Source organism: Gardnerella sp. DNF00257, from assembly GCF_049262745.1.
Classification (GTDB): domain Bacteria; phylum Actinomycetota; class Actinomycetes; order Actinomycetales; family Bifidobacteriaceae; genus Bifidobacterium; species Bifidobacterium piotii.
In genome coordinates this window covers 536,701-559,054 of record NZ_CP058403.1, presented here as the reverse complement: position 1 = coordinate 559,054, position 22,354 = coordinate 536,701, and the positions used below count along the sequence as shown (strand labels likewise).

Here is a 22,354-nt window from a genome sequence, read left to right as displayed (position 1 = left end):
AAAAAGCCTGCAAACGTTTAATACGTAAGCAGGCTTTTATATGATTCTTTTTATGTTTGTGTGACTTGCTAATCAGCCCAAATAATCAGACCAGCTAATCAAACTCACACGCCAAATGCGTATGTCTTAACATCCGACAAGTTGCCGTTCTGATCATATGCCTCAAAATGAGTCCAATAGATACCTGGACGTGGGCTCCACAAAGCCCAAGGACCATCAAATCCCTCAACCCACTGCTTAGCGTTGTAATCGTAGATCTTAATCTTGGTAGAACCATTAGGATTATTAGTAGTTGCGCCAAGAAGAACACTATTACCCTGCCATGCAGCGTACGTTCCAGCAATAACAGTCTGACTTGGAACCGTGTAGTGGAAAGCAATTGTCTTCTCTAAAATAACTTTCTTGGTAGAAGGATCGCGTACTTCGCAATGCAACCAATAGTCGCCTGGCCTTGTAACCCAAGAAGCCCAGTTTCCAGTACTCCAATCAGCAATAGTTGCCCACTGCTGAGTACTCAAATTGTAAGAAAGCCAACGATACTCAAGAGGCTTATCGCTATAGGCATTTGCGCCAACAGCAATGTCGTTGTCTCGAATAATCCACGCAAAATCAAGGTGAGGAGTGTTATCTAGCTTGCCATTTTGATAGTCGGTATCTCCAACATAATTTGACAAAGTTAAAGCAGATACTTTTCCGTGAGGACCGCCAGCAGCCTCGCCATAACCGAAGGAAATGTTTTCTGGGTTCAAAATTTGATATAAGTGAGCGTTATCACCATTTATCATGCCATTAGCTTGGCGCAATTGGGATTCCTCTTCGTTTGCCCAATCGTGCATAGATTCTTCTGGATCTTCGCCCCAAGCAAGGTTTTCACCCCAAGCCTTACGACCAGTGTAGTCTGGAAGGCTTACGCCATCTGGACCCAAATGATCAATCTTGCCATGCTTAGCAGTCTCTTCTGCGCGACGATACGCATCTTCTTCGTTTGCGCGATCGTAGCGAATACCATCAATATATTGCTCTTTTGTAAGACCCTTAGAAGTAACATAATCCGCAAGAGGCATGCCGTTCATAAGTGTAACGCCATCTTGATAATACTTTAAGCGCAAATTACGTATTTCGCCTAAAATGTAGCTTGCGACTTTATTGTCTTTAATCTGCCAATTTGTATTAACATTTGCAACGCTGTTATTAGGCAAATCAACCAATGTACTAGCAGATACTGCAGTAGATCCAATCATTGCTGCACAAGCAACAGCCGATGTTGCAACAGCCAGGCATTTCTTTACAGAAAACACATGCAACTTATTCCACATAAGTGTAGTCCTCTCTCGTATACGAACATAACTATCTCTTAGCAATTTTATGTTCAGCATTACAGTAAGTAGAAGTAAGTAAAATCTAGGCTCACTCTATGCTAAACAAAACAAAAACCGCTCCTTTAAGTATACCAATCTACATATATTTTTTAGACTTTTAATCCGATACTCGCTTTTGCAGATTTTGTCAAGACTTTTTAATCAATGTGAATAAAACATAGGCTTTAACCACATTTATAAAAATATATTGCGCAACTATTTTCCATAATTCATAGTTGATTCTACTGCGGCGAATTTGCCAAAAGCCACGATAATCAACACGGTTTTTCGCGATGAACTTCGAGACTTAAATTAGTCGCAGTCCAAACTCTTGAAAGGTTGAAAAATATGGCACAGCAACAAGCAACATTAACAATCAGCGGATACGTTGGAAGCGACCCTGTAAACTTTAGTCGAAATGAAAACGCGCCCGCATGCTCACTAAGAATCGGAAGCACATCTTCTTACTATCATAACGAAGAAAAAGCATGGAAGGAGCGCCCAACAACATGGATGACTGTAAAAGCGTACAAGTCGCTAGCATCAAACGTGTTAAAAAGCGTGCATAAGGGAGACGCAATCGTAGTTTGCGGAAATTTAAACACGGAATCTTGGCACAAAGATGGAGAAGACCGATCGCGAGTGGTTCTAGAAGCAACATCAATCGGACACGACCTAAATCGCGGAATCAGTGAATTTACTAAGACTTCGTACGCTAGAAACAGAAACGTTGCAAACGCAGAGTCTAAAAACAAAGACTATAGCGAAAATGGAGATAGTCAAAATCAAAACTTTGCAATGAAAAATCCAATGTCTTCTAAATCACAGTCTTCTATTCAAGATAATTCTAAAGAAGATTCTCAAGAAAATGAAGAGATAAATGATTTTGGAGGCCACTTAGATGAAGAAGAATACAACGATATTGAAGGAGGCGCCAATGACTTTTAGAAAGTTTTAATAGCATTAAACATTAGGCTTAAACATTAGGCTTTAGTACACCATATTTGGAAAAATTTTGTTGATAATCATAGCAATATTGCCGCTGAAAATAATGCGCACACATGCAAAACATGCAAAGCATTATATCAACGGCAATATTGTTTTAATCGTTCAATTGTTTAATCGCTGATTAGTTGTTACAAATTATTGCGATTACAATTGCTCGCGAACGCGCTCTACAATGCGGCTAGCAGCCTCATCAACTGGAACTGCTTCAACATTTGAGCCGTTACGATCGCGGATTTCAATCGTGCCATTGTTCACAGTATCTCGGCCAGCTACAGCAATCAGCGGCACGCCAACAAGCTCCGCATCCTTAAACTTTACGCCTGGAGAAACCTTTGGACGATCGTCGAAGATTACTTCGATTCCCTGCTTGCTAAGCTCTTCAACAACTTTCTCGGCAGCATCGAAAGCAACTTGATCTTTGCCAGTAGCAACAACGTGAACTTGAGCTGGGGCAATCGCCATAGGCCATGCAAGGCCAGCATCATCGTGATGTGTTTCTGCAAGGCACGCAATCACGCGGCTAACGCCAATACCGTAGCAGCCCATCCAAACTGGCACAGCTTTGCCGTTTTCGTTAAGAACGCTTAAGCCCAAAGCCTTAGAATACTTTAAGCCAAGCTGGAACACCTGTCCGATTTCCACGCCACGCTCAAAGCTCAATGGGCCAGAACCATCTGGGCTCATATCACCATCGCGAACCTGTGCTGCCTCAACAACGCCGTCCGCTTCAAAATCGCGGCCGTAAACAGCGTTGTAAATGTGCTTACCGTCTTCATCTGCTCCTGTAATCCAGGCGCTTCCCTTTGCAACGTGAGCATCCATCAAGTAGCGGACAGGATTTTCAATTCCACTACCATCTTTGCGAGCTTGAGGACCTAACACGCCAGCGCCAATATATCCCTTAACAAACTCAGGATGAGACTTTAAGTCATCCTCGGTTGCTTCTTCGATTTCTGCAGGAGCAAATTGAGCTTCAAGACGCTTCATATCTACCTGGCGATCTCCTGGAACACCAATAGCTACGATTTCGCGCCAAGGCTCCTCGTGCTCGCCGCCGACAGCATCTGCAGGGTGCTTAACGGCAATAATCAAGTTCTTCAAAGTATCGCTTGCTTGCCATTCGCGTCCGTCTTTGCGTGGATGCAAATCGTTAGAAACTTTAACCAAAGCTTCAATCGTCTTAGCATCTGGAGTATCAAGAGCTTCCATTTTAGGAGTTGCCGAGCAGTCAACATCTTGCATTTCTGGTGTGGTCAAAGCCTCAACGTTCCAAGCTTTTCCAGAAGGAGCAAGTGCAAAAGTATCTTCGCCAATTGCCATTGGAGCCAGGAATTCCTCGGAATCCGATCCGCCCATAGGGCCAGAAACAGCGTGAACAATCACGTATTTAATGCCTAAACGGTCAAAAATTCGAGCGTAAGCAGCGCGCTCTTCAACATAAGCAGACTTTAAGCCGTCTTCGTCAATCGAGAACGAGTAAGCGTCTTGCATAATAAACTCGCGGCCGCGAATAAGGCCAGCGCGCGGACGGAACTCGTCGCGATACTTCGTTTGAATCTGGTACAAAGTTAGTGGCAAATCCTTGTACGAAGAATACATATCTTTTACAAGAAGAGTAAAGACTTCTTCGTGCGTTGGAGCAAGAAGATAGTCAGCCTCATGGCGATCTTTAAGGCGGAAGATGTTGTCGCCGTACTCTTCCCAACGGTTTGTAGCCTCGTATGGCTCGCGTGGAAGAAGCGCTGGGAAGTGAACTTCTTGAGCGCCAATACCGTTGATTTCTTCGCGAATAATCGCTTGAACTTTATTGAGTACCTTTAGACCAAGCGGCAACCACGTCCACACGCCTGGAGCAGATTTACGAATGTAGCCTGCGCGCTGCATAAGTTTTGCGGAATTAACGTCCGCGTCTGCTGGATCTTCGCGCAGCGTACGAAGGAACAGCTTAGACATACGAAGTACATTAGAACCCATGCGTTCCAATCTATTTGCGCACGAGGACATAAACACTTGTTTACGCTACTAAACAAATTCACAATAGGTAATTTTCAACTAAAACTCGTCATTGAATCCAAACTCATCGTTGCTAGTACTTGCAAAAATATCAAGTTCCTGCTGACTGGCGAATTCGTTTTCTAACGTGTTTTTTACTAAAGAATTAGCACCACTGTTAGCAAGAAGCTTACTTGCTTTCTCAGAAGCCTCGCGCAAAGAGCTATCAAGAATCACAGCATCCGCGCAAACGCTAAACGCGCGGTCATTAATGCCCTCTAAATAAAGCCCGCTCAAATTTTCCACACGCGAAAGCGCAACATAGCCCATTCCAGGCGCAAAAGTACGGCGCAAATCCATAACTGCACTATCAAGCGTCATTCCTTGCGACTTATGAATCGTAATTCCCCACGCGCATCTAAGTGGCACTTGATTTACGCTAGCAAGAACAGTTTCGCCATCTGTCATCTCCCAAGCAGCAGGCTTAAGAGTAACAATATTGCCGTTTTCAAACTCAACAATCGGCCAGCCACCTTTGGATTCAGGTGCAAATCGCAAAACTCGCCCAACAGAACCGTTCACATATTGCTTATCTTGGTCATTTCGCAAAGCCATTACAGCCGCACCAGCCTTTAATACAAGACGCTCAGGCGCAAGCATGTTCTTTTTTAAGCGCTCTACAAGATTTTTAGGGCCAGCTTCCGTTGCTACAAATTCGTGAGGCTCCTCATCAATCGCAGCAAGTTGCACATTATTTAAGCCGTCCGCTTGCGCGTTTGTTGGAAAAAGATGAACCGAAACTTCGCTATCTTGAGGATATTCGCCAAGGCGACTAGCAAGAACTTGCTTATCTTCATCGCTCACTATGCCACTTCGAATATCCGTTAAAACGCTAAGAAGCTTGCCATCATCTTGCCTATGTTGCTCTGTTAAATAGCACACAACAGGTTTTAGAGAATCCCACGCAAACGATTCCGTAATATAGCCTTCGGGATTTTTGCCAGCAGCAGCATACTTTTCGCGCGATGTAATAAACTCCGGGCTAGGCTCGAATACATCGCGATTTCGCGTAGACGTGCTAACTGGAGGCAGCTGGAAGAAGTCGCCAGAAACCACCACTTGCAGTCCACCAAAAGGCAAATCATTTTTGCGCACCTTGCGGCACACTTCGTCAACCATGTCGAAAAGCCAAGCGTGAATCATGGAAACTTCGTCCAACACAAGCACGTCTGTGGCTTTTATGCGCTTTGCGCGCCTAGCTCTAATGGTTTTAAGAAGCGAATCGGTAAGCGCGTTTGCAACGCCTGTTCCACTCCACGAGTGAATGGTTTGGCCGTTCAAATGCGTTGCTGCAATGCCCGTTGAAGCCGTTACTGCAACGCTTAAACCGTTCTCGCGCATTGAGCGCACAGCACGGTTTAAAACATACGTTTTTCCCGACCCAGGAGCGCCCGTTAAGAACACACTTGCGCCCGCGTTTATTATTTCTAACGCTTCCGATTGCTTCATTGGCAGCACCTTTTATTTGCGCTATTTGCGCATTTACGTTTAATGCGTTTAATAGTCACGCTTTGTTTAATAATCGCGCTTTTCTGCGGAATTTACGTCTTCTAGAGCTTCGCCTCTGCGCTCGTAGTCGCGAAGCAAGCTCGTGCTCTCAATGTGTTGCGCGCCCGCTTTTGCTTGTGCTTCGCTTGGCCCTGGAGCTGGAACGAACATCATGTCTCGGTAGTAGCGCAACTCGTCAATCGACTCAATAATATCCGCGAGCGCACGGTGGCCTCCGTGTTTCGCTGGCTTATTGCGGTAAACGTCTGGGTAAAGTCTGCGCGAAATCTCCTTCAATGTGCTTACGTCGATTACGCGGTAATGCAAATTTGCCATTAAATCTGGCATGTAGCGGTCGAGGAATTTTTTGTCGGAGCCAACGGAGTTTCCAGCAAGATGCGCTTTCCCGTGCTCTGGCAAAAATCGCTTTACGTACTCAACAACCTGCTTTTGTGCTTCTTCTAGCGGCAAACCGTTTTTATTCCACTCGTCAACAAGACCGGAAGACGTGTGCATATTGCGCACAAAATCGTTCATATTAGCCACAGCAGCATCGCTTGGCTTAATAACTAAATCAATGCCATCGTCTAGAACTTTCAAATTAAAGTCAGTTGGAACTACAGACACTTCGCATAATTCGTCGTGGAAAATATCGAGACCAGTCATCTCGCAATCAATCCAAATTAAGCGCGATTCTTCCGGCGTAAACGTAAGATCTTCCTTAGCTTCTGCCATTTTCGTTCCTTTCCTAATATTTTTTTGAACCCATCAGCCTACATCTTCCCTCAGACTATGAGCTGAGGCGAGCGAAATACTGATTTAATCATCTAATAAATCCTGCATAAGTTCATCTGTGTTATTAAATGATTTTCCCTCATGTGCTTCAGATTGACGACGTGCTTCGTCAGAAAGATCAACAGGTTCAGAGACTTTGCCAATCTTAAAATTGCGAATTGCTTCATCCATACTTTTAAGAGTTTTAGAAGAGATACTCTTTGGAACAGTAAGCTCACGAGGTTCTAATAAAATGCAACCGTTATCACATTCTTTAACATTGTAATAAGGGTATTTAGCTCCGCGCAGAGTTACACGCTTTTTGCTATCAAGACGAACGTCATAATCTTTCACTACTTCCACAAATCACCTCATTTTTAGTGGGATATCCCACTAACTATACAATAATTTTATACGAATTGTCAAAACAAAAACGACGAAAAGTTAGAAAGTAGCAAATAAGACTTAGCTAACTCTTCGCCGTTTAATGCAAAAATACTTGCGACTTATACGCGACTTATCCGCGCAACTCGCGCACAACTTGCGACTTAGTTGTGGAAACCGCTGTAGTTTGGCGCTTCTGCAGTCATCACAATATCGTGAGGATGCGATTCCCTAAGGCCTGCATCCGTAATGCGAATAAAGCGACCGCGCTCCTGAAGCTCCTTAATGTTGTGAGCGCCAACGTAGAACATAGACTGATGCAAACCGCCAAGCAACTGGTAAAGCACAGCGTTAAGTGGACCGCGGTATGGAACTTCGCCTTCCACGCCTTCTGGAACCACCTTATCGGAGCTAGTAACATCTGCCTGGAAGTAACGATCCTTAGAATAAGACTTCTTACCGCGAGGCGCCATTGCGCCAAGCGAGCCCATGCCACGATAAAGCTTGTATTGCTTTCCGTGAAGCAAAACCTTCTCGCCTGGAGCTTCCTCACATCCAGCCAAAGTGCCGCCGAGCATAACGGTATTTGCGCCTGCAACCAAAGCCTTAGCAATATCTCCAGAATAGTGAATACCGCCATCAGCAATGCATGGAATTCCAGCAGCCTTGCAAGCTTGAGCAGCGTCGTAAACAGCGGTAAGCTGAGGCACACCAACGCCAGCAACCACGCGCGTAGTGCAAATAGAGCCTGGGCCAACGCCAACCTTTACAGCGTCAACGCCAGCGTCAATCATCGCCTGCGCACCTTGGCGAGTTGCAATATTTCCGCCAATAATTTGCACGCCGTTAAAAGCCTTATCTGCCTTAATTCTGCGAATCATGTCTAGTGCCAAGCGAGCTTCGCCGTTTGCTGTATCAACAACAAGAACGTCTACACCAGCTTCCATAAGAGCGCACGCACGTTGCCAAGCATCTCCAAGGAAACCAATTCCAGCAGCCACACGAAGTCTACCCTGGTCGTCTTTAGTGGCATCTGGGTACTGCTCAGTCTTAACAAAGTCCTTAACAGTAATCAAACCTGTAAGCTTTCCTTCGGCATCAACCAGCGGCAACTTTTCAACCTTGTTTTCCGCAAGCAAGCGATGTGCGTCTTCTTTAGAAATATTAGAAGGACCAGTTACAAGATTTTCGCGAGTCATAACGTCTTTGACTTTCAAGCGATCGTAATCCTCGGAAGCAATAAAACGCATATCGCGATTGGTAATAATGCCAACTAAACGATTTTCGCCATCTACTACTGGCAAGCCCGAAATATGGAAGCGCCCGCACAATTTATCTAAATCGGCGAGCGTTGCATCTGGGTGAACAGTAAGAGGGTCAGTAATCATGCCAGACTCACTGCGCTTAACAATATCTACTTGCGCAGCCTGATCATCAATGGAAAGATTGCGGTGAAGTACGCCAATTCCGCCATTTCTAGCCATTGCAATAGCCATATCCGACTCAGTTACTGTGTCCATTGCTGCAGAAATTGCAGGAACTTTCATAGTGATTTCGCGAGTTAGATGAGTAGTTGTATCTACTTCGGATGGAATTACATCGGTTTCGTTTGGAAGCAGAAGCACATCGTCGTACGCGAGGCCGAGCTTTTCGAAAATTGGAGGAACAGGAGTATACGCAGATTGCATGTTCATATCAGTTGTAACCATAGGGTCACTATACGTTTTTGCTATGACGTTTGCAAAAGCCGCGTTTCATACACAATATTTAGTGGCCATTTTGATATAAAACTACTACAGCGCTATTATCTACGATTATCTACGACTATCTACGACTAATGCGACGGGTACTGCGATTAGCATCAATTCAAACACTACTCCACTTTTTACGAATTTCGTAGCTCTGGCAACCGCCTGCGCAAATATGGCATCATTGTAAGAATTGTAAGCAACGCCGCCGCAATAATCATGCCAACAAGCACGTAAACTGCTTTAAAGAACAGAATCATTATTGAGCCAAAAGATATAAGCGCCGCCCATCCCCACAAAATAAGCACTGCTCCTTGCACCGAGTGCCCAATGCGCAACATTCTGTGATGCAAATGCATGCGGTCTGGATGCATTGGCGACTGCCCTTTTGCAAGCCTTCTGCATATTGCTAAACACATGTCTAACACTGGCAAAAACAGCACTAAAATCGGAAGCAAAATAGGCATAAATACTGGCAAATAGATGCTTGTGTGCACTGCAGATGGATCTAAGTGGCCTGTCATTATAATAGACGCGCAAGTTATTAAATACCCGATTAGCATGGAGCCAGAATCGCCCATAAAAAGCTTTGCAGGATGCCAATTGTGCAAAATAAACCCTAAGCACATTCCCACCATTGCAACGTCTATAAGAGTTGCCATTGAAGCGTAGCTTGGAGATGTGCGCGCAAGAATATAAGAGTATGTTGCGAATGCGATTCCGCCAATTGCCACAATTCCAGAAGCCAGTCCATCTAGTCCGTCTACAAAGTTGACTGCATTAATTGAAGCCACGATTAGTATTGCGGTTATTGCGATTGAAAGACTCGGAGACGCTGTAACTAGAGAGCCAAGCGGCAATGCTACGATTTGCAATCCTCCCCACGCAACAAAAACAGCTATTAGCAATTGACCTGCAAGTTTTAGCATCCAATCTAAGTCCCAAATATCGTCGCAAACTCCCAAAAGGCATATTAGTACAGCTCCAGCCAAAACCACCCACGGCTGGTGTGTTCCTGCAAAAAGCCCCGAAATAAAAGGCATGGAGCTTGCAAACGCCATTGATACCGCAAAGCCGAATAGCATTCCAACTCCACCCATACGGGGCGTAGGTATTGTGTGCACGTCGCGAGCGCGCACTTTTCCAACGGCTCCTATGCGAATCGCAAGATGACGTACAAGCGGCATTATTAGCCACGTTGCGCCTCCTGCGATTGCTGCTATAAATAGGTATACCCTCATTTCTTGCGACTTTCTGCTCTTATCTGTTCTTCACTTATAACGCCTTCGCGCAAAATCACGATTCCGTCCGCGTCTGCTGAATCCGCGCTAACTACCGTGCTTGCTACATGCGAGCGCGTTGGCCCAGCGTTTAAGTACAGTGGAATTTCGTCTCCAAAAGCCTCGAACGCTTCTTCCACGCTGTCTGCGCTCTCGTTTCCGCTGCGATTTGCGCTAGATGCAGCCAATGGCCCCGTAACACGCAAGATTTTCATTAGCTCTGGGCAATCTGGCACGCGCACACCTTGTGTTGCTTCGCATTGCGTTGCTTCACGTTGCTCATTGTTCTCGTCTGCTTTACAAAGCGTAGCAAGCCTTGTAGCTACCGAATCTTTTTTTGCGCGCGCGATTGGCGAGTATCCGCCTGGCAGGAATTTTTCCGCAAGCACGTCTAATGGGCCTGGCAAGTAAAGCCCAAGTTTTTCTAAGTCGTCTACGCTGCTCATAAGTATTTGCAAGGCTTTTGTACGCGGCCTGCGTTTTAGTTGGTAGATTTTCGCTACTGCATCCTCGTTAAATGGATCGCACGCCACTCCGTAAACTGTGTCTGTTGGCACTACGATTACGCCGCCTGCGTTGATTATTTGCGCTGCAAGTTGCAATGATTCTTCGTTAATCGTGCAAATTTTACTCATTTTTAGCCTCTTTTTTGCATACTACAATTTTTTGCATACTACAAATCTTGCTCTGTTTGTTAAGTCGTTTTTGACTTTTGCGCTGCTAAATCCTACGTTTTTTGCATAATCTGCAAGCGCTTCTCCTTGCGTAATATCGTGTTCCATAATCATTATTCCACCCCTACGCAAATACGCAAAACTCGCTTTCATAATTTTTTGCGGTATTAGCAGTCCGTCTTTAGATCCACCATATAACGCCATTTTTGGATCGTAGTCGCGAGCTTCAATCTGCTCTAGCGGCTTGCTTTCTGGCACGTATGGTGGGTTTGTGATTACTACGTCTACTTTCTCTTTAATCGCAGCTGTTTCAGACAGATTAACGTTTGTAGCATCGCCTAATATTGCGTGATATCTGTTTAAAATATCATATTTTTCCGCGATTTTGTTGTAGTTTTTTTGCAAATATTCAAAAGCTTCTGGCGATTTTTCAACAGCCCACACTTGCGCGTTTGCAACTTCGCTTGCAACCGATAGTCCAATTGCTCCCGAGCCTGCACACAAGTCTAAAACAATAGGATTTTTTAGATTATTTGCGCGAATCCAATCTATTCCCTCTTGAACTACCACTTCTGTCTCGGGCCTTGGCACAAAAACGCCTTTACCTACTATTAGGTCTATGTAGCGAAAAGTAGTGCATCCAATAATGTGCTGCAATGGCTCGCGCGAAGCACGCCTAGATATAAAATCGCTATATTTGCTAGCATAATCGGGCAAAAAATCCTTAAAATCGCCAAGTATTAGCGCCTTGTTTAAGTCTGCTAAGCTTATGCCACAAGCGTGTGCTAAAAGTACACGAGCGTCATATTGTGGAGAATCTACGCCTGCTTTACAAAGACACGCAATAGCATTTTGCAAGAGTTCGCGCATAATACAAGCAATTCCTAGATGCTAATTCCTACAAGCCAATTTCTACAATTTAATTTCTGCAAGCCAACACAAGCAACGAGTTTAAAGATATTACTATTTACTTGGCTTTAGCTAAGCGATCGGCTTCATCCGCCTGAATATCGCTGTCTATAACCGCTTGCAAATCGCCGTTAAGCACCTGGTCAAGATTGTATGCCTTGTAATTCGTGCGATGGTCCACAATACGATTTTCTGGGAAGTTGTATGTGCGGATTCGCTCAGAACGATCCAACGAGCGCACCTGCGAGTGGCGCATATCTGCTGCCTCCGCTGCCTCCTGCTCGTGCTTCATAGCAAGCAAGCGCGACTTTAGCACGCGCAAGGCTGCCGCACGGTTTTGAATCTGCGACTTTTCATCTTGCATGCTAACAACAATTCCCGTTGGAATATGCGTCATGCGAACCGCGGAATAAGTAGTGTTCACGGACTGTCCGCCAGGGCCAGAGCTCATGAAAATATCGATTTTAAGGTCTTTTGGATCGATTTCGATTTCGTCGTCGTCTTCGTCTGCTTCTGGGAACACAATTACACCAGCTGCCGAAGTTTGAATACGACCTTGCGATTCAGTAACTGGGATTCGCTGCACGCGATGCACTCCGCCTTCGTACTTCATGCTTGCCCACACGCCGTCTTCTGGAGCAGGAGTGCCTTTTGCGCGAATCGCAAGCTGCACGTCTTTTACGCCGCCAAGCTCCGTCGCGTTTTCGCTTTGGATTACGGTAGTCCATCCGCGCTTTTCCGCGTAACGCATGTACATGCGCAATAAATCGCCAGCAAACAGAGCCGCTTCTTCGCCACCCGTACCAGCTTTGATTTCCATAATCATGTCTCGCGCATCGTCTGGATCCCTAGGAATCAGCGCTGTGCGAAGCTTTTCTTTTGCTGCTGGAATCTGCTCTTCTAAATGTTTTGCTTCTTTTGCTAAGTCTTCGTCTTCGCTTGCCATCTCGCTAGCTACTTCGTAGTCTTCGCAAAGCTGCTTGTAATTTAAGTACGCGCTTACGATTGATCCGAGTTCTGCATGCCTACGACCGAGCTTGCGGATTGCGTCTGGATTAGACGCTACTTCTGGCTCTCCCATGCGATTTTCAATATCGCGGTATTCGTTTAGAGCTGTAACCGCTGCTGGGAATTGCTCATCTATTGACTCGGCCATTTTGTTCCTTTGTAGTCGCGCATAACGCGGATTTTTAAATCGAAAATATTAAATTAAATATTGTAAGATACGCACATGTTTAGCACATAAAACGCCAGCCCCGATTCCGCTGATTACACGAAAGCAGGGCTGGCGATTAAAAAGCTACTTAGTCTTCTTACCGTAGCGCTTCTCGAAGCGAGCCACGCGGCCGCCGGTATCGAGAATCTTCTGCTTGCCGGTATAGAATGGGTGGCACTTTGAGCACACGTCAACCGTCATATGATCGCCATCAGCGGTGGAACGAGTTACAAAAGTGTCTCCGCAAGAGCAGGTAACCTGCACTGCGTGATAGTCGGGATGAATACCCTGCTTCATAATGTCTCCTATGGAATTCGGGCGACCCGGGTCGCAAAGCCCCAATAGCTAAGCGTGAACCGGAACCTTCGCTATTTTAGTTACTACCCTCGACTCGCTTAGTTATTCTTACCGTCTTCGCGCTTTCTCCTATGCTTTGCAGCGAACCCAGCAAAACCAACAGACGCTAACAAGCTTGCGATTAACGCAGATTGCGAAGCGTCAACACCCGTTTGAGGCAGCAAATCTCCCTTAACTCCCGTCTTTTGCTTATCTTGCAAAGGCACAACAGGAACAGGAGCTGGCACAGGTGCTGGCTCATACGCTGGAACAACATAATCCGAAGGAACCGTTGAATAATCAGGCTCAGGCGTTGGCGTTGGATCAGGCTTTGCCGAATCCACTACGTCAATATACACAACAATCTCCGCTCTACGCCCATACTGGTCAACAGTTGTAAACTTAACTTCCACTTTAGGCTTGCCGTCTACAATCTTAGGCGTGCCAGAAATCTTGCAAGTAGTGCCTGTGCAAGAAGGAAGAAGGCCATTAGAGCCACCATCCGAAATGAAATTGTTTATTGTAAAGTTAGTATTATCTACTTTAACGGTCGTATTCCCACTCGAATTCTCCGTTAAGTTTGCAAGCGTAAACGTTGCAGGAATACCCGAAATCGCAGAACTTCTAAACTCAAACCTCATAGGTTTCATCTCCTCGAAGTTTGCAGTAATCGTAGTTTCTTCAAGGCTAATAGTTATGCCATTTTCTTTTCCACCAAGATCAAGAAGATTCTTCAACGTAGCAAACGAAGAACGCTCAGACGCCCTAATCTTCTTTGCAATAAAGCTTAGGCCAGCAAGCTCCGCACGCTTAGCTAGGAACTCTTTTTGGTCACTTGTTGCAGAATTATTAGTATTCAAATCCAAAGAATAATTCTTAGTAACACTTGACCAATCCTTGAACACATAGCCAGCATTTGCAAGTACGTCTGGAATATAATTATTTATTTCAGACATTCTATCTTTACGTACCCAATATGTATGTACTTGTGACTTCATTTCTCCACCACTACCAGCTACATACGTTACCTTCGTGTAGTTTTGCGCAATATACTTAGATTCTTTAGTATCATTTGCAGGCAAATCTTTATCTGCAATAACGTTCGGCAAAACGCGCACGCGAATTGGAGTTTGCGTTGTGATAGTTTGTCCTTCAACGTCAGTTGGCCTCGTAACATCTACAACAACAGTTGCAGTTCCAGGGCTATATACGCGCTTGCTATTACTTGTATCTGCAGAATCCTTAGGCTTAACGCCTTGACCGTAAATGTGATTTATCTCCACCTTAACATTCGTAGGATCCGTATTATTCACAAGCTGATCCAAATCTGGAATCGCATCGCCCGCGCTAACGATTGTTTCTGGAATAGTAATGTCGGAAACACCAGTTTGCTCAGCAACAAACATAAGCGGAGCTGAGATATTCCAGGAATCATTAGTAGCAGCATCAAGTTTATCACCTTGAGCTGTAAACATACGCCACTTGCTAAATCCATAAAGCTCTTTGCCAGTATCACCAGCAACTTTCTTCATAAACTTAATATTGTCAGTGTCTTTTTTAGAAGGACGAATATATAGAAGCTTCGGCTTATATTCGCCATTCTTCCAGCGGTGACCAATCTCTGGAAGGAACACTGCAGGAACGTATCCTTCCAATGTTTTCTTCGTTGTAGAAGCGTCGATTACGTTCGGTATTTTATCGTACTCTGCCTGATACGTTGTATCCGCATCATGTATTTCATTACGAATCTGCTCGTTTGTTAGAAGATCCTTCTTTGTATCTGGCACATTAACGCTAGTCACAGATTCTGGTTCACTTACCATCAAAGTAGTGAAAGGAATTGATGAATAATCAGGCAAGCTACGCCTTGCACGCGCATGCACAGTGCTATTCGCAGCAGGATCAACAAAATGGTCGAGCTTTCTCCATCCTTTGAACACGTAATGATATCCATCAGCGTCATAATCCTTGCCAACAGGTTGCGGAGCTTTTACGCCAGTAGCAGAATTTTTACGCGCGTAATACAACGTGCGGTCATTTTTGCCAAAGCTTCCTTTGCCGTCTAGCGAATATCTGTCATTGTCCGCATTAATAAAGCTCACTCTAGCAAAATTGTTACTATCCAATACCTGCTTCGCTTCTGGAGAATTAGTGTCAATCTCTCCATTTGCAAGCTTCGGCAAGCTTTCTGGGTACATCAACTGGTAAATCACCTTAAGACGAGCAACGCGCTTATACGTTTCAGGCTTTGCACCATCCTTGTAATTGACTGTAATCCTTAGCGGTACAGTGTACAAAGAAGGCTTAGCAAGCATTTTATTCTCAAAGTCTTCTGGCTGCTTACCTTCTGGCAAATCGTATTCGACTTTTACATCTTTTATCTTGCCTTTAGCTTCTGCCTCTTTCTTCAAAGCATCAAGATTTGTCAAATACTTGTCTAACGGCGGAAGTGTGTCACGCTTATCTTGCACAGCAACAAAGTAATCAGTCTGCACTTCTGGCTGCGTCCAAGGCGTTTGATCTGCCACGAACTCTTGGAACGGCTTATTAACTTGCCAATCCGAAACATTTGTTATAGGCGTTACTTCTTCTTTGCCATTAATCATGCTGCTTCTAGACCAGGTACCAGTAGCATTTGTTAGGTTTTCTTTAAGCCTCGTCAAAGCGTTAGTAGAGTCGCTAGAACTGTACGGAATATGCGAAAGATCAGTGCCCTTCTTTACGTAGAACACCTTAGGACCGCTTGTGCCGTCCTTCCACTTTCGACCTGGTGCAGGCTTAAAGATTGCGATTACAGAATCTTCCGGAACTGTTCCATTATCGGACGAGCTGGAGAAGTAGTCGATTCGCTTGTAAACAGCGTGGTAAGTTACATCATTACTAAACGTGTCTTTTTTGTAGCGATCTTCAGACTTAATATCGTAGTTAGATATCTTTGCTGGATCGGTTTGCGTCCCAGTAGTCCAACCCTTAAACACGTAGTGATAATGATCATCCTCGTATTCCTTACCAAAGGCTTGCGGCACACGTACAGAAATATCCTTCTTACCTTTATAAACGTATGCAACGAGCGCAGGGTTATTCTTGCTAGTCTCGCCGTCATGACCAAGAATCCTACCTTGCTGCCAATCACCAGTAAAAGTGACTTTCACATATTCGTTATTATCTACAGCACTCGTACCGTAGTCAGTAGCCTTAAACTTCTCCCAATCGCTTTCGTACACCAAATCTGGCAGCACGCGGTACAACACTTCAGTTTGAGCAATGTTGCCGTTAAGCTCTACTTGCACTTTAATCTTGTGCAAACCTGGAGTGCTGTCAAACTTTTCGCTTGACGCAAAGCTGAACTTAGCGCCAGTTGGATACTCATTAGAATTCTTTATAAGATCTTTAGCTGCATTCTCTCCAGTCGTATTCAAAGTATCTGTTGGCTTCAAGACCTTAGTCTCTATTGCAACAGGAGCTTTTAGCTTGAAGTTAGCAATGTAAACAACTTTTGGATATGATTGAGATTCAGAAAGAATTGGAAGACGGCTAAAGCCATCGCTTTCCGTTTGCGAACCATGTCCATTATCTATATAAATCTTAGAAGTCCAGCCTGCAAACTCGTAGCCTGGCTTTGCAACTGGATCTTGAGGCAGCGGCATTTGGTATGCCTTCGTGCCAGAAATCGCATCATACACAAGAGCAGAGCCGTCAGCTACAGTTTTTCCTTGCCAGTCAACAATGCTACCCATAGAGCTTTGATTATCATCCACTTTGAACACGTAGCGCGTGTAGTTATCTGGGCAAGCTTGCGATTCGTTCTTGCGCTTAAGCACGCGAACGTCGTCGTATACGAATTTGATTGGAGGAATATCTTTAGTCTGCTTGCCAGCATCGTCAGTTTCATACGTAAAACTCTTCTGCGTAGTTCTCGGCATAAAGCCTTCAATCGGCTTGTAGAATGCTACGTCGTACTTTCGATTTACAGAGCTGACTTCGCTTTCTGGAAGAAGATCCTTTTCTTTGCCATCCTCACCAATTGTTACGTAGCGAACCTTATACTTGCGTGTATTGTACGTTTGGTAAATAAACTCGCCAGTATTCTTACTCTCGTCCTTCGAGGCTTCAAAGCTCGTGAAATGCTTATCTGGGAAGTGCGTTTCGTCACTGTAGACTGCTTCCGCATTGTAGCGCAAATGCTCACGCAAGCCAGAAACCGTTTGAGTAGAAACGTGATCTACCATCGCAGCTTTGGCTACGGCATCAGTAGTAGTCTTATACTGCTTAATCGTGTACCCAGGCTTTAAGAATATGTGCTTAAAAGTGCCGTTGTAGCGAGTATCTTCAATCCACACAGCTTTAAGCGTTATATCTTCTACTACTTGGTTACTAAAAGCGTATGGAGTGTGATCTGTTAATTCCACACCGCCCTTTTTAACAAGCTCCCAGCCGTAGAAGTCGTAGCCTTTGCGAGTTGGAATACTGATTTCCTTTTCGTTGAGCGGATCGTAACGCTTAACTGTCCTCGTTTCCTTTACGTCAGTATCAGGCTTCTCTTTACCGTCATTGCCGATTTGATTCATATTGTAATCAAGCGTTACAGTGTGCTTAATATCAGTTGGCAATCCCCACGCAGCGTAAAGCTTAATGCCGTTAACTGGCATTGTATAATCTTTAGTTTCGCCTTTAGCTTTGCCGTCACCTTCAGTACTTTCACTATTGTCGTTTATCTCACCATTTATAAGATGAATACCAGCTTGATCAACAGCCCAGCCCTTAAACACATAGTCTTTTGGCAAATCAGCAGGGCGAACGATGGAGTACTTAGTACCATTAAGCGTGAAAGTGTACTTGCCATCGAACTGCTTAGACGTATCAGCATTGTCTTTAGTTACAGAAGCATCGTAAGACGTAACTTTGCCACCGTCATAGTATAGCTTTTCGTCTTCGCCAGTCAATTTAGCATTGCCGCGCTTAGACAAGCTATACTCATACGGCAGTTCTTCTGTAGCAGCGACATTATCTTTTGTTATAGCATTGCCGTCCGCATTATAAAACTGCACAGCGTACTTCTTGCGGTCGTACTCGAGAGTTACTATATTATCAGACTCAAATTCTCTACACTTAACCTCATCACCAAAATTAAGCTTTTTTTCAATGCCAGCGAAGTAGCGACGGAACTCAAGATGATACTTCTTTTTAAACTCGTAATATTTCTTATATTCTGGATCAGTTTTAAGTCTTCTAGCAATCTCATCATTTAACTTTTTAAGAGCAAGTCCTCCATATTCATCGTCTTCGTCACAAGAATAATCAGGGACAGGAAAATCGCCATCATTTCCTTCTTCTGGAGCATCGTCTGGAGCGTCTTCACCTGTTACTTCTTCATAAAGATCACGTACTTTTTCATAGAAGTCATCAGCATCGAGGCTTTCCCCAACCTTAACACCATCTTCACGATTACTGTTTGCAGGTTTAAGACCAGTTATTTTTGACTCAAAGCCTGCAATAGAAGACGGAGGAAACACATAATAATTATTGTTAGTATCATCCTTACTATAGGAATCTGTAGAAAGCTCATACTTAATATTTTCGCCAGTATCGCCATTTTTTGCAGATGCAATGCTCTGTTTTTTAATGATTACCTGTATAGGAGCAGCTTCAAGTCGTTTAGAATTATCATGGGAATCAAGAATAAGTAGGCGCTGATTATCTTTTACGGTATACTTTGACGCATTTTTATCTGCAGGGTCGTCACTAATCTGCGGAGCTGTGCCCTTGCCATACATCCAATGGAATTTTGGATCAACAAATTCTTCTTTCGTTAAACGGAATGGAGGAGTATCACGATATGTACCATAAGTACCTCCATCAGCATTTCCACCAATCACAAAACCTAATGAAGAAGTGTTACCATCATCCATAAAGTCTACTTCATCTGAATTAGGCCAAAAATCAGTAAGACTCTGACCGTAACGAACCTTTACACGGTAACCATTATGATCAACTTTGTTAGTTACTTTATTAAAACTATTACCATACGTGTAAGTAGACTTATTGTCTAATTTATCTGAACAATCACCGCCGCCAGCGTAGCAGTAGCTAATTATCTCACCTTTGCTGTTCTTTTTATTTATAACAGCATTATTGCCGCCCATACCATTATTACTGTTCTTAGGAGCAGCAAAAATAAGCTCGTACTCTTTGCGATCGTAGACTAAGTCAAAATTATTATCTAAGTCGTTAGCTTTAAGAGTTTTTTTGCTATTATTCGAGTCACCCGTAAGCTTTTTATTCACATAGAAATAGCGCGTGAAGTTATCTTTATAAACTCTTTCGCCATTAGAATCTACAGTATAATTTTTTGGATCATCAGGATTCTCAGTATTGTACTCGTCTAAGCTTGTTACAGGCGTATCGTTCATCCAGTTGAACTTTGCAATTAAGCCATCTTTGTGGTCAGAATTTCTGCCTTGCAACTCTTCTTTAGTTAAGCCAAGCTCAGAATTATCAATAGCATTATTCTCATTCGTTCCGCTTAATCGAGTAGAATCATTAGCAACGCCAGCATCGCTCATGTTATCAAGATCAACGCTGCTGCCAGTCTTAACATTCGTACGCTCAACAAGACCAACAAAGTCGTAGTTTGCACGCGAATCTGGATTCTTTTTGTCTACTAAATCCGCCTTCTGCACCCACACACTCACGCGGTAGCTGGTGGTTTTATTCTCTTCCCAAATTGCGCGAAGCTTAACATCGTGATCTGGCATTGGAGAGCTAGCATCAAAATTAACGTTTTGCGTATTTGCTGTGCTTTCAGCAGGGTCAACAATATGCCAGCCCTTAAACGTGTAGCCGCGCTTAGTTGGGTTTGTAACTGGTGGCACATTTTGCTTGTAATACACTTTTTGAGCAGTAATATCTGTGCCGCCAGCAGAATCGTAAGTAACGTCGTAAGCCTTACGGTAGTAGCGAAGGTTCAAAACAAGCTTGTCTTTTTCGTCTTCGGAATCCGAAAGAGGCGAGCTAATCAAATTGTGCTCTGGCTCGTAGCCTGGAATATACACAGAAACAGCGCTTACATTAGAGCCGACTGTACCAGTAACTTCGGTAACGTGAATTTGCTCGCCACCTACCGTAATGGTCTTAACGCCTGATACATTTTTATCTTCTTTGAATTCATTTCTATTGTCAGCATCTTGCAGCATGTGGCGAATGTAATATTTAGCTGTTTTAGGAGCGTAGTTTATGTTCAGCTCGCCGTAGTGCTGGATGCCATTGTCTTCTGATTGCGTCTGCGCAGACGATGGATTCTGCGGATTTTGCGGAGCTTGAGCGCCGTTACCTCCTCCAACAACCTGCCTTTGCTTTACAGCGTAATCAGTAATCAGCTTCTTGCTTAAACGCAAGTAGCGAGTAGCATCCGCATCCGTGCCATTGTCAATAACATAATTGCCTTCGCCGTTTTTAATGTAGTACTGGTAATCCCCGGAATGGTATACGGATGGACGGTATCCAGCAGCCTTTGGAAGCTCAATGTACTCGTACTTGTCATCTTTGCCGAGCTTATCGAAGTCTTCTTGATCAATCGTAAGCTCGTACGGCTGCACAAGCTGCTTATTTGCAGCGCCGCCAATCGTATAGCGAATTTGCAAATTATACGTAGCTTTTGGCTTTTTGTCGGTTTGTACCTGTTCGTTGGCAGCGTTTTGGTCGCCAGCTGTTAGATTCTTCTCATTCGGCTTAATTACCTGGCTGTTTGCATTCGAATTATTATTAGAGCCATTCGCGCCTTCACCGCTTCTATCTGTGATTGATGCACCTGCATCTGCACCTTCAGCAGTTACACTACTCCCCTTGTTAGAATCTTTGGCACTTTGATTAACATCTCTACGATTACGAACTTTTGGCTTAGTGGAATCGTTCTCTACCTTTGCAACAGGATTTGCGCTTTCAGTGCTTGCAAGATTCGCACTTGCATTCTGTTCACTTCCAGACTGCGCATTTTCTGTGCTTGCAGGCTGATCTGACTTTTGATCTGGCTCAGTCTTGGCAGAAGAATCCGTCTTTGCAGCAGGCGCAGAATTTGCAGGTTCTGTCTTCGATGCATCAGCTGTCTTCGCTGCAGGCGTTGGATTCACAACTTCTGTTTTTGCAGGCTCAGTCTTGACAGGCTCTGCCTTCGATGCAGGAGTCTCAGCTGGTTTTGCTTCTGCAGGCTGCTCTTTCTCAACAGTTTTACTCTTTGGCTTTGCTACATTTGAATTATTTTGCTTGCCCTTAGTTGCAGCTTTAGGTTCAGCTGTAGGCTTGATTTGTTTGCTGCTGGATTCCACGCTAGCATCATTGCTACTATTTTCGTCTGCAACTGCGCCATCGCCATCGACATCATTATCGCCATTGCCAGCATCAGAAGCAGCCTCAGAGCCAGCATCAGAAGGCTCGCCAGAACCATTAACGCTTACAGAAGAATCGCCAGCAGCCGCTTCCTGATTATCAACACCTGCCGCGCTAGCATTAGAATCAGCATTAGAATCAGCATGCTTAACTAAATATTCTTTAGCAGAACCAACCATCTGGCGCCTAGCAAGCTCAGAAGTAGCGCCCGTGTTAAGCAAACCATTGTTATATAAGCCGTTTGGGTCGCCATTGCCCTTGCCAGCACCCTTGCCAGAAGTCTTAGCAGCACTCTTTACATAAGACGAATCAAAAGAATCAGCGTTAAGAGGAGTCTTAGCTAAAGCCGTTGCACCAGGCAGCAACATAGACAGCGTAGATGCTAAAGCTACGGCAGCAACGCCGATGCGACCAGAAGCATTATTCGCATTCTTCGAAGAAACATTCTTTAAGCTACTAGCGCCTTTATTTTTAGCGCTTTTATGCTTAACTTGCTTGCTGCTCGAATTACCCTTGCTAGCAACGTCTTTTGCTTTATCCACTAAAACTCCCAACTCGTAATACTTAACCTTTGCATTCTATCAGATAGCACGGATACCCCCCCCCCATAAGTATTTTTGTTTCAAGGGTTTTTGCTCGAATCGACTTGCATGAGTGCTTAGAGCGTAGCGCGCGAATGCACTTCGATTCGCTGAGCCGCTTAGAGCAGAAGCACTGCTTCTGCGCGGCGAAGACGTTCGCGCGC

Annotated in this window: 13 protein-coding genes; 1 reads left to right on the top strand and 12 read right to left on the bottom strand. The window is 44.4% G+C overall.

The annotated features are described in order from the left end of the window. Positions 1 to 104: 104 nt before the first annotated feature. Positions 105 to 1,316 (bottom strand): CAP domain-containing protein, encoded by a 1,212-nt coding sequence (locus HXT23_RS02010; RefSeq protein WP_422113010.1) that lies wholly within the window; start codon positions 1,314 to 1,316, stop codon positions 105 to 107. Between the two features lie 390 nt (positions 1,317 to 1,706). Here HXT23_RS02010 and HXT23_RS02005 point away from each other — a divergent pair, with 390 nt between their 5' ends. After that, positions 1,707 to 2,306 carry a single-stranded DNA-binding protein gene (locus tag HXT23_RS02005; protein ID WP_422113009.1) on the top strand — a complete coding sequence of 200 codons (600 nt, stop codon included), beginning with the start codon at positions 1,707 to 1,709 and terminating at the stop codon, positions 2,304 to 2,306. A gap of 204 nt (positions 2,307 to 2,510) precedes the next feature. Here the strand turns inward: HXT23_RS02005 and HXT23_RS02000 are convergent, their stop codons facing one another. From HXT23_RS02000 to HXT23_RS01950, 11 genes are all read right to left on the bottom strand, one after another. Beyond that, positions 2,511 to 4,340 (bottom strand): proline--tRNA ligase, encoded by a 1,830-nt coding sequence (locus tag HXT23_RS02000; RefSeq protein ID WP_422113008.1) that lies wholly within the window; start codon positions 4,338 to 4,340, stop codon positions 2,511 to 2,513. Positions 4,341 to 4,418: 78 nt separating this feature from the next. Continuing rightward, positions 4,419 to 5,867, bottom strand: coding sequence for a PIF1 family DEAD/DEAH box helicase (locus tag HXT23_RS01995; RefSeq protein ID WP_422113007.1), 1,449 nt, complete (start codon positions 5,865 to 5,867; stop codon positions 4,419 to 4,421). Positions 5,868 to 5,933: 66 nt separating this feature from the next. Then, a complete protein-coding gene (gene orn, locus HXT23_RS01990; RefSeq protein WP_422113006.1) occupies positions 5,934 to 6,641 on the bottom strand; it encodes an oligoribonuclease in 708 nt (235 codons plus the stop codon). 84 nt (positions 6,642 to 6,725) lie between these two features. After that, positions 6,726 to 7,043 (bottom strand): hypothetical protein, encoded by a 318-nt coding sequence (locus tag HXT23_RS01985; protein ID WP_020757332.1) that lies wholly within the window; start codon positions 7,041 to 7,043, stop codon positions 6,726 to 6,728. Positions 7,044 to 7,228: 185 nt separating this feature from the next. Continuing rightward, on the bottom strand, positions 7,229 to 8,773 hold the full coding sequence (gene guaB, locus HXT23_RS01980; protein WP_016635948.1) for an IMP dehydrogenase: 1,545 nt from the start codon (positions 8,771 to 8,773) through the stop codon (positions 7,229 to 7,231). Between the two features lie 176 nt (positions 8,774 to 8,949). Further along, positions 8,950 to 10,053 (bottom strand): MraY family glycosyltransferase, encoded by a 1,104-nt coding sequence (locus tag HXT23_RS01975; RefSeq protein WP_020757335.1) that lies wholly within the window; start codon positions 10,051 to 10,053, stop codon positions 8,950 to 8,952. Further along, the gene (locus HXT23_RS01970; RefSeq protein ID WP_422113005.1) at positions 10,050 to 10,727 is read right to left on the bottom strand and encodes an L-threonylcarbamoyladenylate synthase; all 678 of its coding nucleotides are present in this window, start codon (positions 10,725 to 10,727) and stop codon (positions 10,050 to 10,052) included. Before HXT23_RS01970 ends, HXT23_RS01975 begins: the two co-directional genes overlap by 4 nt. A gap of 21 nt (positions 10,728 to 10,748) precedes the next feature. Beyond that, on the bottom strand, positions 10,749 to 11,636 hold the full coding sequence (prmC, locus tag HXT23_RS01965) for a peptide chain release factor N(5)-glutamine methyltransferase (protein WP_422113004.1): 888 nt from the start codon (positions 11,634 to 11,636) through the stop codon (positions 10,749 to 10,751). Positions 11,637 to 11,733: 97 nt separating this feature from the next. Further along, positions 11,734 to 12,831 (bottom strand): peptide chain release factor 1, encoded by a 1,098-nt coding sequence (prfA, locus tag HXT23_RS01960; RefSeq protein WP_116285916.1) that lies wholly within the window; start codon positions 12,829 to 12,831, stop codon positions 11,734 to 11,736. 144 nt (positions 12,832 to 12,975) lie between these two features. After that, positions 12,976 to 13,188 carry a 50S ribosomal protein L31 gene (gene rpmE, locus HXT23_RS01955; RefSeq protein WP_004113085.1) on the bottom strand — a complete coding sequence of 71 codons (213 nt, stop codon included), beginning with the start codon at positions 13,186 to 13,188 and terminating at the stop codon, positions 12,976 to 12,978. 98 nt (positions 13,189 to 13,286) lie between these two features. Next, on the bottom strand, positions 13,287 to 22,151 hold the full coding sequence (locus HXT23_RS01950) for an InlB B-repeat-containing protein (RefSeq protein ID WP_422113003.1): 8,865 nt from the start codon (positions 22,149 to 22,151) through the stop codon (positions 13,287 to 13,289). Positions 22,152 to 22,354: the final 203 nt, after the last annotated feature.

What these genes read in the sequence shown, in the direction of transcription:
- orn (WP_422113006.1), bottom strand. Translation starts at nt 6,641, where the DNA reads ATGGCAGAAGCTAAGGAAGATCTTACGTTTACGCCGGAAGAATCGCGC.
- HXT23_RS01970 (WP_422113005.1), bottom strand. Translation starts at nt 10,727, where the DNA reads ATGAGTAAAATTTGCACGATTAACGAAGAATCATTGCAACTTGCAGCG.
- prfA (WP_116285916.1), bottom strand. Translation starts at nt 12,831, where the DNA reads ATGGCCGAGTCAATAGATGAGCAATTCCCAGCAGCGGTTACAGCTCTA.
- prmC (WP_422113004.1), bottom strand. Translation starts at nt 11,636, where the DNA reads ATGCGCGAACTCTTGCAAAATGCTATTGCGTGTCTTTGTAAAGCAGGC.
- HXT23_RS01995 (WP_422113007.1), bottom strand. Translation starts at nt 5,867, where the DNA reads ATGAAGCAATCGGAAGCGTTAGAAATAATAAACGCGGGCGCAAGTGTG.
- HXT23_RS02000 (WP_422113008.1), bottom strand. Translation starts at nt 4,340, where the DNA reads ATGGGTTCTAATGTACTTCGTATGTCTAAGCTGTTCCTTCGTACGCTG.
- HXT23_RS02005 (WP_422113009.1), top strand. Translation starts at nt 1,707, where the DNA reads ATGGCACAGCAACAAGCAACATTAACAATCAGCGGATACGTTGGAAGC.
- guaB (WP_016635948.1), bottom strand. Translation starts at nt 8,773, where the DNA reads ATGGTTACAACTGATATGAACATGCAATCTGCGTATACTCCTGTTCCT.
- rpmE (WP_004113085.1), bottom strand. Translation starts at nt 13,188, where the DNA reads ATGAAGCAGGGTATTCATCCCGACTATCACGCAGTGCAGGTTACCTGC.
- HXT23_RS02010 (WP_422113010.1), bottom strand. Translation starts at nt 1,316, where the DNA reads ATGTGGAATAAGTTGCATGTGTTTTCTGTAAAGAAATGCCTGGCTGTT.
- HXT23_RS01975 (WP_020757335.1), bottom strand. Translation starts at nt 10,053, where the DNA reads ATGAGGGTATACCTATTTATAGCAGCAATCGCAGGAGGCGCAACGTGG.